Annotated in this window: 11 protein-coding genes; 2 read left to right on the plus strand and 9 right to left on the minus strand. The window is 40.2% G+C overall.

Annotated features, from left to right (window positions below):
• Window positions 1–4 precede the first annotated feature (4 nt).
• The 8 genes from E6139_RS04235 to E6139_RS04270 form a co-directional block, all read right to left on the minus strand.
• Window positions 5–1,381 (minus strand): V-type ATP synthase subunit B, encoded by a 1,377-nt coding sequence (locus E6139_RS04235; RefSeq protein ID WP_316401815.1) that lies wholly within the window; start codon window positions 1,379–1,381, stop codon window positions 5–7.
• Entirely contained in the window at window positions 1,374–3,155 is a 1,782-nt protein-coding gene (locus tag E6139_RS04240) for a V-type ATP synthase subunit A (protein ID WP_316401816.1), read from the minus strand. Before E6139_RS04240 ends, E6139_RS04235 begins: the two co-directional genes overlap by 8 nt.
• A 13-nt stretch (window positions 3,156–3,168) precedes the next feature.
• The gene (locus E6139_RS04245; protein ID WP_316401817.1) at window positions 3,169–3,480 is read right to left on the minus strand and encodes a V-type ATP synthase subunit F; all 312 of its coding nucleotides are present in this window, start codon (window positions 3,478–3,480) and stop codon (window positions 3,169–3,171) included.
• Entirely contained in the window at window positions 3,470–4,465 is a 996-nt protein-coding gene (locus E6139_RS04250; RefSeq protein WP_316401818.1) for a V-type ATPase subunit, read from the minus strand. The genes E6139_RS04245 and E6139_RS04250 overlap by 11 nt, the downstream gene beginning before the upstream one ends.
• A 47-nt stretch (window positions 4,466–4,512) precedes the next feature.
• Window positions 4,513–5,106 carry a hypothetical protein gene (locus tag E6139_RS04255; protein ID WP_316401819.1) on the minus strand — a complete coding sequence of 198 codons (594 nt, stop codon included), beginning with the start codon at window positions 5,104–5,106 and terminating at the stop codon, window positions 4,513–4,515.
• A 152-nt stretch (window positions 5,107–5,258) separates the two neighbouring features.
• Window positions 5,259–5,729 carry a V-type ATP synthase subunit K gene (locus E6139_RS04260; RefSeq protein WP_316401820.1) on the minus strand — a complete coding sequence of 157 codons (471 nt, stop codon included), beginning with the start codon at window positions 5,727–5,729 and terminating at the stop codon, window positions 5,259–5,261.
• A gap of 18 nt (window positions 5,730–5,747) precedes the next feature.
• Window positions 5,748–7,709: a V-type ATP synthase subunit I gene (locus E6139_RS04265; RefSeq protein ID WP_316401821.1), complete on the minus strand. Its 1,962-nt coding sequence runs from the start codon at window positions 7,707–7,709 to the stop codon at window positions 5,748–5,750.
• Window positions 7,696–8,019, minus strand: coding sequence for a hypothetical protein (locus tag E6139_RS04270; protein WP_316401822.1), 324 nt, complete (start codon window positions 8,017–8,019; stop codon window positions 7,696–7,698). Before E6139_RS04270 ends, E6139_RS04265 begins: the two co-directional genes overlap by 14 nt.
• 315 nt (window positions 8,020–8,334) lie before the next feature.
• Here E6139_RS04270 and E6139_RS04275 point away from each other — a divergent pair, with 315 nt between their 5' ends.
• On the plus strand, window positions 8,335–9,060 hold the full coding sequence (locus E6139_RS04275) for a gamma-glutamyl-gamma-aminobutyrate hydrolase family protein (protein ID WP_316401823.1): 726 nt from the start codon (window positions 8,335–8,337) through the stop codon (window positions 9,058–9,060).
• 147 nt (window positions 9,061–9,207) lie between these two features.
• Here E6139_RS04275 and E6139_RS04280 read toward each other — a convergent pair whose 3' ends face one another.
• Window positions 9,208–10,656: an alanine/glycine:cation symporter family protein gene (locus E6139_RS04280; RefSeq protein WP_316401824.1), complete on the minus strand. Its 1,449-nt coding sequence runs from the start codon at window positions 10,654–10,656 to the stop codon at window positions 9,208–9,210.
• A 714-nt stretch (window positions 10,657–11,370) separates the two neighbouring features.
• On the opposite strand from E6139_RS04280, the gene E6139_RS04285 reads away from it, so the two are divergent.
• Complete coding sequence (locus E6139_RS04285; protein ID WP_316401828.1) at window positions 11,371–11,583, plus strand: hypothetical protein; 213 nt, start codon at window positions 11,371–11,373, stop codon at window positions 11,581–11,583.
• Window positions 11,584–11,598 lie beyond the last annotated feature (15 nt).

Genomic DNA, 11,598 nt, shown 5'->3' on the forward strand with positions numbered 1-11,598 from the left:
AGGATTAATCTCCTTTTGTTAAATATTCGTCCAACATATCGTCCTTGATCCGTTTCAATTCAGTTCTTGGCAGCATTGCAAGCAATTCCCAACCGAGATCCAAGGTTTCTTGGATCGAACGATTTTCATAAAAACCTTGATTGACGTATTCCTCTTCGAATCGTTCCGCGAATTTTGCGTAGATTTTGTCAACATCGGATAATGCTGAATCGCCTAATATCACGGCTAACTCTTTGGCCTGCTTCCCTTGAGCATATGCCGCAAAGAGCTGGTTCATTGTCGGCGCATGGTCCTTACGTGTCTTACCTTCCCCTGTTCCTTTATCTTTCAAACGTGATAATGACGGCAAAACATCGATTGGCGGTTGAATCCCATTCTTATCTAGTTCCCGTGATAAAATGATCTGACCTTCTGTGATGTAGCCAGTCAAATCGGGAATCGGATGAGTCTTGTCATCTTCCGGCATTGTTAGAATCGGAATCTGAGTTACAGAACCTTTCAATCCACGAATTCGCCCAGCACGTTCATAAAGTGTCGCTAAGTTGGTATAAAGATAACCCGGAAATCCACGGCGTCCTGGAACTTCGCGACGCGCCGCAGAAATTTCTCGCAAAGCCTCACAATAGTTCGTCATATCCGTCATGATAACCAGTACGTGCATCCCTTTTTCGTAAGCTAAATATTCAGCCGCGGTCAAAGCCATCCGTGGTGTCGCGATTCGCTCAATGGCTGGATCATTGGCCAGATTCATAAAGACGACTGATCGATCGATAGCACCTGTCTGACGGAAGTCCTCCATGAAGAATTCTGCTTCTTCAAAAGTAATCCCAATACCGGCAAATACCACCGCGAAATCGTCTTCCGTATTCAGTACAGTAGCTTGACGAGCGATTTGGGCTGCCAACTCTTTATGGGGCAAACCAAAGCCTGAAAATACTGGTAACTTTTGTCCACGAACCAATGTATTCAAATGATCGATTGCTGAGATTCCTGTCTGAATAAATTCATCCGGATAATCTCGGGAAACAGGATTGATTACTTCCCCGTTAATATCGACATTTTTCTCTGCTAAAATTTCCGGTCCGCCATCTTTAGGTCGACCCAATCCATCAAACACACGGCCAACCATATCTTCCGAAACACCCAATTCTAAGGGGTGACCTAAGAAGCGCGCGGTCGATTCCTTCAGATTGATACCGCTGGTTCCTTCAAAAATTTGCACAAGGGCTTTGTCTTCGTGGATCTCCAGCACCTGTCCTCTGCGCAATTCACCATTTTTCAAACGGATTTCAAGCAGCTCTTCATACTTGATCCCTTCTACCTTGTCGATTGCCATCAAAGGTCCGACCACTTCATTAATCGTTTTATATTCCTTAATCATTGGTCATTCCTCCTTCTGCAACAATCGCTTGAATTTCTTTAACAATATCTAGATTAATTTGATCTAACTTTTCTAATTCCGTTTCAGCAATATATTTACTTCGTGCAATTCGATCCCGCAAAGCAACTGTACCATCCATAATCTCTTTTAGATAGGTACCTAATTCCAGCGCACGTTGACTCTCTTTGTCAAAGGTCAATATATTTTGCATCATCTTATACTGCTTTTCTCTTGAAGTAAAAGTATCTACATCATCAAAGGCATTTTGCTGCAGATAATCTTCTCGCAAAGATTTAGCAACTTCTAGCGTCAGACGATCTTTTTCTGAAAGAGAATCGATCCCAACTAAACGAACAATCTCATTCAGTTCAGATTCCTTTTGCAGCATCCGCATGCCATCACCAACCATTTGCGACCAATTGGCCTGCAAGTCGTTGTCTAAATACTTCCCAACTTCAGAGGAATATAATGAATAACTTTCCATCCAGTCAATGGCTGGGAAATGACGTTGTTGAGCTAATGTTGCGCTCAGTCCCCAGAATACTTTTACGACCCGCAGTGTATTTTGCGTTACGGGTTCTGAAGTATCACCACCTGATGGAGATACGGCACTGATAGCTGTGATTGACCCTTCACGTCCATCGCTGCCTAAAGCAATTACTCGACCAGCACGCTCATAATATTCAGCAAGACGGCTTCCTAGATAAGCAGGATATCCTTCATCACCAGGCATTTCTTCCAAACGTCCACTCATTTCACGCAGAGATTCCGCCCAGCGCGAAGTAGAATCCGCCATGATCGCGATGTTGTATCCCATATCACGGAAATATTCTGCGATCGTGATCCCAGTATAGATTGATGCCTCACGAGCTGCCACTGGCATGTTTGACGTATTGGCTATCAAAATCGTCCGTTCCATCAAAGATTCGCCAGTAGTAGGATCGACCAGTTCCGGAAATTCATTTAAAACATCTGTCATTTCATTACCACGTTCGCCGCAACCAACATAAACTACGATATCTACATCGGCCCACTTAGCTATTTGGTGCTGAACGACGGTTTTTCCAGCTCCAAAAGGTCCCGGTACCGCTGCAGCTCCACCTTTAACCACTGGGAAAAAGGTGTCGATCACTCGTTGCCCAGTAATCATTGGCGCTTCTGGATTCAGTTTTTCTGATACTGGACGCCCGCGACGTACCGGCCATTTTTGCAGCATCGAAAATTCTCGTAACCCATTTTCTGTTTCGATCACATATACAGTGTCATCAATCGTAAATTCACCCGATGAGATTTTTTTTAAGGTTCCTTTAACGCCGTTTGGCACCATAATCTTGTGTGTAATAATCTTCGTCTCATTAACTATTCCAACAATGTCGCCGGCAGACACAGACGCCCCTTCTTCAAGAGTCGCCTCAAACCACCATTTTTTTGTATGGTCCAACGCAGGAATCTGTACTCCGCGGCTAAGAAAATTACTATTAGTTTGATCCTTAAACGTGTCTAACGGACGTTGGATTCCATCAAACATTTGAGAAACAATTCCCGGCCCTAATTCAACCGAAAGCGCCTCTCCTGTCGTCTTAACGGGTTCCCCTGGTCCAATGCCCGCGGTTTCTTCATATACCTGGATGGATGCAACATCGTCCCGCATTTCAATAATTTCGCCGATAACCCCTAGGTCACCCACATAACAAATATCTTGAATGGCGGCTTGCTCCATATGTTCGGCCAATACTAATGGACCAGAAACTTTTATTATTCTACCTTCTCGCAAGTCATTAGCTCCTTTATAAAATATTCTGTCCGACTGCTCGTTCGACCTGTCCTTGAATCATGGACTTGCCGATTCCTAATGTTCCTTCGTGATTAGGAATCAATACAATCGCCGGAATCATCTTTTCTTCATAACGTTTGATCGTGTCAGGAACAAGCTGGGCAAATTCTTCGGTAATATAGATGATGCCATAGTCATTATTTGCCATTTCATCAATTTGCTGCCTAATAATTTGCTTATCCTTCGTCGTTCGTGTATCAAAGTCAAAGAGTCTGAATGGTAAGACCGAATCTTTATCGCCGATCGCACCGATTTTATGTGCCATATGTCTCACGCATCCTTTCTCTGATTTGCTCTTCAGTCAAACCGACCCGCTTCCCAGTGATGATCAGCCTAAGATTCTTGGCTTCAATCGACTTAGCATTTAATAAAGCCAGCACTGGCAATGGTCCAAAGGCTTGGGTCTGTGCCGTTTCATAAAAGCCTGTTAAATAATCATCACAAAGTCTTTCTAACTGGCTTAAATCAATCGTATTCTCTTTAATGATTGGCTCAATTACTTCGCCATAAGACGTCGATCGTAAATAGTTGGTAAATTGTTCTAAGTCTCCTTCGACACAATCTAACAACTCTTTTTTCAAGATACTTCCATGACTGGACAATGCTGTAGACATGAAATTACGACTTCGCTTTTGCTTTATGCCACGTGCTATCATTAGTATATTTGTAAAATCAATGAAGCTGATCACTTCTTTCGATAACTCTGGCTCGTCAATCTTGTCCGCTACTTTTCGTTGACAGTACAGATACTTCCGATCCAGAATAATATCGATCCCCTGTAAGCTGTTTGATTCTTCGAAGTGCTCACGAACTTCCTGAATACTTTCAAGCAAAACATCTGGTAATCCACTCGCTTGACCTGTTCGAATCGCCGTTTTGATTTGATCTAGCGAATAAAAACCATCAGAAATGTATAGATCATCAAAATTCTGATCCAGCAATTCAGCCTTGATCAACGCTTTAAGGTTATGAAAAGTATAACGCATGGTATATATCCAAATTACTTTCGGATCAGGGACAATTTTCACTAATTCCGACAATAAATCTTCTTGCGCACGTCCTAAAGCTTCTTCAAAACTCTCAGAAAAACTATCTGACAAATAATCGCCGTAAATCGTTCCCCTAAACAGCGCTTCGACCTCTGCTGAGTCTTCAGCTTTTAGCATTCGCGTAATCAGTTCTGGGGTCAACAACTCCAATTCTTTCAAACGAACCAGCGGATTCAATTCATGATACGTAGATTGTTTCATTCAATGCCTCCTAATTCGTACTATTTACAAATAAAACTTGTATTTCTCTAGCTGTTCGATTCAAAAAGCTCTTGAGCAAATTGGAAACTTTCTCGTTGTTGGATTTCCCTCACCAGACTCTGATAAAGAAAGTTATACTGCACTCCTTCTCTGTCCAGAATAAATCCAGCTTGATCACCAACAGAAGTTTTTCCCAATACTAAATGATACGGTAGGATATTATTTTGCTCACTTAACCATTCTTCCGTGAAAAGAGTCTGTGACTTTTCTCCTGGAATAAAAACTAATTCACCCTGTAATTGCAATTTATTCAAAGCATTATGGGCAAATTTTTGTTGATCCTCCAACGACCAATCTTCCATTTTAATAACTGCTTCGGCAAAGACCCGTTCTAAAATTGCCTGTTTCTGATTTAAAATCATTTGTTTTTGAGCAACTTGTTGCCGATTCGTAGCCTGTTTGTAGCTATTCTCTAGACTCTGTATATTCTTCTCCAAACGTTTTTGATGATCAGTCTTAATCTCTGTCAATTCCGCTTGAAACTCTTGATCAATTCTTGCCGTTTCTTTTTCCTTCAGCTGTCGCAGTTCCAGATCGGCTTGTTGATTCAATTGCTCAACTATCTTTTCGATTGCTTCCATCAAAAATCTCCTTATTCGTACTAAGGTATTTACTTTTTCTTACGGAAAAAATAAATTTGATCCTCTTGCCATATGTCACTCTTCTGAATCCTCATAGCAATATCTTTTTAAGTGTATATTTTAGTCATCTGCTAAAAGAGAATCTGAAATCCTTACACTTGTCCGACTAGCAAGAATGAGATAACGAATCCTAAGATCGCGTACGTTTCAACCATGGCAGCATAAATAATTCCTTTGGTCGAATGCTCTGGTTTCTTAGCTAAAATTTGAATACCAGCAGCTGCTACGCGCCCTTGGGCGATACCTGAAAATAATCCCGTAAAGGCAATTGGCAGTGCAGCTCCTAAGTAGCCAAAACCTTGAACTAGTGTTAAATCAGACGATAAATTGGTGAAGATCAAGAAAGCAATAACGAAACCGTACAAACCTTGTGTACCTGGTAATAGCTGTAAGATTAATGCCTGACCAAATTTTTCTGGTTGGCTAGTAGTCAGAGCTGCCGCTGCTTCACCAGTCATCCCCACACCTTTTGATGACCCGATTCCAGAAAAAATCGTTGCTGTTGCCATTCCTAAAATTGCAAAAACCATACCACCGCTGTTGTTAATCAAATACTCCATCATTGTTTAAAATTCCTCCAATTATTTTTCTTGTTCTATATTCACATATTTTTCTTCTGTTTTTAATGGACGAAATGCACGTCCGCCACCTTCGTAAAATTTACCGAAGAATTCTACATACTGTAAGCGGGCACCATGAACATAGGCCGACAGTAAAGATAGAAAGATATTTAATCCATGTAAAGCTACCATCAACAAGATTCCGACACTGAAACGCGCCACTGGCGGCATGTAGCCTACTAACATATTAAATGCTGCAGCGATGCTTCCACCAGAAATTCCTAAAGCCATCAATCGTGTATAACTAACTAGGTCACCAATGTAACTAGTGATGCCATAAAGATTGTAAGCCCCTTTTGCTAATCCTTTGATTTTTGATTTCGATTGTAGCATTGGTGTAATGATAATCAATAACGCACCCAAAACAGCCAAACCCACTCCAATAAAAAATAGTGGCTGACTATTCAAGAGCATTTTTCCTAGACCGCCAATGATTGCCCCGATCATGATCCCTTGCCAGGCAAAGCCGTCTGAGACAGCTCCTAAATAGTTTTTGGCTTTGATATTTTCTTTTGCTGCAAGCCCTAACCCGATAAAAATCTGAATTACACCAAAAATGATTGATAAGATCAATATACTAATAACATCATCACTAGTAGAAAGAATCGGTTTATAACCTAACGAAAAACCAAAGAATGAATTATAGATTAGCCCCCATAGAATAGTAGGAACCGCTAAAATCTGGAAGAACCGCATAAAGCGTTCCATTCCACGCGGCAGAACTGTTCGTAGAGCAATCGTGGTCGCTACCAACATCAATGTGCCATATCCTGCATCTGCCACCATCATCCCAAAAAATACAAAATAAAATGGCATGAACCACGGCGTCGGATCGACCTCATGGTATTTAGGCATACTGTACATTTCTGTCAACATTTCGAAAGGTTTAACTACTGCGTTGTTTTTCAATTTAGTCGGAATTTCTTCATCAATTTCGACCATCGTTGGCTCCTCAATCTCTAAATAGAGATTATCTTTACCAATCAAATCTTTTACAAAAGCCTCAAATTCTTTGAATGCTTCTGTTTCCAGCCAACCTTGGATTAAAAATACTTTGTCATCTTTAATGAACCGGTCATGAATCAGCCAGCGATTTTTTTTTGCTAATAAAACCTCTTCCGCCGTCTCCAAGCTTTCAATGGACACTTTTTTCTGTCCTATCAGTCGTGCTAAACGCTTTTGTTCTTCAACTAATTCAAGCATTTCACGCTGAATCGATGCCAACTCATTTTTAGGTAGCTGTTTTCGATTATAGGTAAAAGCAATTATACTGAACTGACGAGCAAGTTCTAGAACGCTTGTCTGTTCCTTTTGTAAAAATAGTAGTGCAAAATTGAAGCTTTGATCGTCACTATAGATGATTTCATAATGGATCTGTTCATCTTCCACTTGCTGTTTGAACGAATCCCAAACGCTTGCATCTGCTGTACCCAAAAAACAGCGTGTTGAACGTAGAGAATACTCTTTCGGCAAAAAATCTAACGCTTGCCATTTTTGTAAAAGGCTTTCTTGCTCTTGCAGTTTTCGCTGCCTTTCGTTTGCTTCTGTAAAACGTTGTTCTAATCCTTGAATACTTTCTAATTCCAACTTTAAAACAGACTCATCGAAATTTTCTTCAAGCGTTCTTAGCGTTGCCTGCTGACGTTTAAGATGAAGTCCCTTTTCACGACTACTCCCATGATGCTCAACAAATCGGACGGCATGATTTATCTGTTCCAGTTGGTTGTCAAGCCGTGTCAATGCATCTTGACTAGGTAACGGTTCTACCTCGTTAAAATACTCATCTACCCACTCATTACTGACCGTTTGCTGAAAGAGGTCCCGAATTTCGACTCCTTGAAATCCCTGAATTGCAGATAGAATTTGCTCACTGTATTCTTGTTGCGCAATCAAAGTCAGTTTACTCATTTTACTGACTGCCATATTCTGCGATCACCCTTTCGATTATTTTTTGAACCGTTTCTTCTTTCTTTGAATCATAATTTTCTTCCATTGTTTTGATTGCTTCTTCGGCATTTCTACTAAGGTTACGTTCTTCAACTTCCATTTCATTCGCTAAAACCTGTTCTCTCTCCGTCAAAGCTTTTGAAAAATCTGATCTCAATTTTTCACGTTTGTCTTGTAGTGATTGTTTCTTGTTTGTTTCATAATCTGAAAGTTCTGCCAGCAGTTGTTCCTTTTTTCTTTCGTTTTGTTCCTCTGCAGATTTTATTTTTTCTAAAGCTTCTAACACACAAACCCTCCTTTTAGATACAAAAAAAGAGCGCAAAACTCTCAGGGTTGCTCTTCTCACCCCTTGAAGAACACGATCCTTGAAGCTTACGCCCAACCATTTTGTATTTATTCAATGAATACAGTATATCAAAAAAAGGAATATTCGTAACTATTTTTTGGCAAAAAGGTCAAAAATCTCATATGTTTAGTTGAGTTATTCAATCCTATTTATAGTAGTTTTTTGTACAATAAGAATGAGAAAAAACTTAATAATCGAAATACTTGCTTTTTAAGTTTTGACTATGTTATTAAAAGATATAAGGAGTGATCAACTTTGAAAAAAAATATTATTGGCATCGCAGCAAATCAGCATTATCAAAAGAATCAAGATTTTTTTGATCAACCATTTACTTACAGTCCCCAAGGCTTTACTGATGGCGTTCATCAAGCTGGCGGCATCCCTGTACTATTACCTATTAGTGATCCAGAACTAGCCAGTGATTATATTGCAGCAATCGACAAACTATTGTTAGCTGGCGGGCAAGATGTTACTCCTTTTCTTTATGGAGAAGAGCCGCATCCAAAATTGGGTCCAACAAGTATTGAAAGAGATTCCTTTGAAATGGCTTTGATCAAAGAAGCAATTAAACAAAACAAACCAATTTTTACAGTTTGCCGCGGCACTCAGCTCTTGAATGTTACATTAGGTGGAACACTGTATCAAGATTTATCTCAATACCCTGATTGGGAAGTAAAACATGACATGTTCCCTACAGTGCCGGACTTTGGGCTGCATTCTATTATCGTCAAGGAAGATTCAGCTTTAGCGCCTTTATTTGGTCAACGCGCAAAGGTCAACTCATATCACCACCAAGCGATTAAAGACTTGGCTGAAAGTCTTATTCCTATTGCTTGGTCTGCTGATGGTATTGTCGAGGCCGTAGAAAGCCGTGATCGAAATACCAAAATCATCGGTGTTCAGTGGCATCCAGAATTGACGCATCAAAAAGATCCTCAGGAACAAAGCCTATTTGATTATTTTGTTCAAGACTTTGAATGATTCACTTTTGATCCACTCATACTACTGGCACAAGTCATTAATAAGAGTGAAAACTGCATTTATTATTTTCAATAAAAAGGTTTATAGCATCAATCAGCCAAAAAATAAAAATCGTAGTAGTGGTATGAACCACTACTACGATTTTTTTTAATCATCTTCCAAGCTTGACTCTGTTATTGATATAGAAGAAAACTCATCAATCTCATTTCGATCCAGTCGTTCAAAGTATGACTTCGTTTCTTTGATAACAACAGGACTCAAGAGAATTAAAGCAATAATGTTGGGAAAGGCCATTAATCCGTTAAAAATGTCAGCGATCGTCCAAACAGCAGAAACTGTTAAATAGGGGCCAATAAATACGGCGAAAATATAAACCCAACGAAATACTGCTGAAAACTTCGTATTCCCACCTGTTAAATAGCTCAAACAACGTTCTGAATAATAATTCCAGCCTAAAATAGTAGTAAAAGCAAAAAATGCTAAACAAATCATTAATAAAAGTGATGCAATTGTCTCTGAAAGCGGCAGTGCCGCTGCAAAGGCATGGATTGTTACTGCCGAACCGTCTAGCCCCGTTTTCCAGGCACCGGTCAAAATGATTGCCATTCCTGTCATATTACAAACAACGATTGTATCGATAAATGTACCAGTCATTGAAACCAACCCTTGACGGACTGGTTCTTTTGATTGTGCTGCTGCCGCTGCAATTGGCGCACTTCCTAGACCCGATTCATTCGAGAAGATTCCCCGAGCGATCCCCTTTTGCATTGCAATCATCATTGCCCCAAGAGCTCCGCCAGATACAGCCCTCAGACCAAAAGCACTTTGGAAAATTTCAACGATAACAGCAGGTATCTCAGTAATATTCAACACAATCATGAATAAGCATAGCCCAACATAGATAACGATCATTAAAGGTACGATAACCTCAGATACGCGAGCAATTCGTTGGACGCCTCCGACTAAAACAATCGCTACAAGCACAGTGACCACTATACCAGTAATAATGACTGCCCACGAATACTCATTTCCAAATAGCGTGATTGTATTCAATTTATTCGGATCGAAAAAAGTTTCCGCTGCAGAAGTGATACCGTTGATCTGTGCGATCGTACCAATTCCGATCAAACCCGCAATTGCTCCGAAAAAGGCAAACATCTTAGCCAACCATTTCCACTTAGAGCCTAGCCCATTTTCAATATAATAGAATGGTCCGCCTAATGCTTTTCCATGGTCATCAAAGGTTCGATATTTAACGGCCAACAAGCCTTCAGCATACTTTGTTGCCATTCCCAATAGGCCAGCCAACTCTAACCAAAATAATGCCCCTGGTCCACCAGCAACAATTGCCGTTGCGACACCCACAATGTTACCTGTCCCAATCGTTGCAGACAATGCCGTACACAATGCTTGAAAACTCGTAACATCTCCTTGTCCGCCCTCTTCATTTTTCACCATATACTTCAGTGCCAATGGCAAGCGGCGGATTTGAATCGCCCGACAACCGACTGTCAAAATGATACCAATACCCAAAATTAATATGATCATTGGGGCTCCCCAGATCAAAGAATTAATTTTTACTAAAAACTCTTCCATCAAAACCCTCCCTTTTTCTTGCTATTTTATCATAAAACCAGTTCACGAACTATTCTAAATAAAAAAATCGCTAATTTTGTACAAATATAGTCGAAAATATCTGAAAGCTACTTCACGCTTAAAATTTGACAAAAAATATCGCGATCAGTGTGAGAATCAATTGCTGGTCACTAATAACTTGACCATCTGTAATTGTTAAGTCAACTCCTTCTATATTTTGATAGATTAGAAACTCTTTGCAACACTAATAACTATAGCCCAGCTGATAAGTCAATTCCTAGTTACCAGCTTTTTCCATGTCATCATTTTTCACGAAACTTCTAATTATAAACCCAACAGAAAACGATTTCAAATCGCAATTTTGCACTTACCCCCCTCAAATTAACCGATTTTGGGCCAAAAACGGCTTTTTTCGCTCAAAATGTGCAAAATTGAGGGGGTATCTGCAATTTTGCGATTCGCACTTTTTTGAAAAATCCACTATCTTTTAGTCACCGGCCGGTACTAAAAATTTATTGGAGGAATTCAAATGATTCAACACATCGGAAACAAACTACAAGTGGAGATTGACGCAGGTGGAGAAAAAGTGAAGAAAAAGTTCTGGAGCTTGGCGACATCATGAAGGAACTATCGGTAGAAGGCAGTGAGCTGTACGGCGTAATTCTTACCAGTCAATCACGTTACACCAAATAGAAGGGAGAAAAATAAATGTCCATGTTAAAAATCGTCGCAACTTTTAAAAACAGCTTTGGCAAGAATCAAATGTGGAGCTTCAATGATCCGGATACTACGAAGACAGGCACCGAAATCAAAGGATTATTAGAACGCATGACGAACGTGAAGCTTTGTCAGAAAGACGGCGCGGAACTCTTCCACACCGTGGAAACCGCTAAGTACGTCGAAACAATTGAGACCATTATTTTCTAAATTAAACACTTTGAG

Source organism: Enterococcus sp., from assembly GCF_032555305.1.
Classification (GTDB): domain Bacteria; phylum Bacillota; class Bacilli; order Lactobacillales; family Enterococcaceae; genus Enterococcus_A.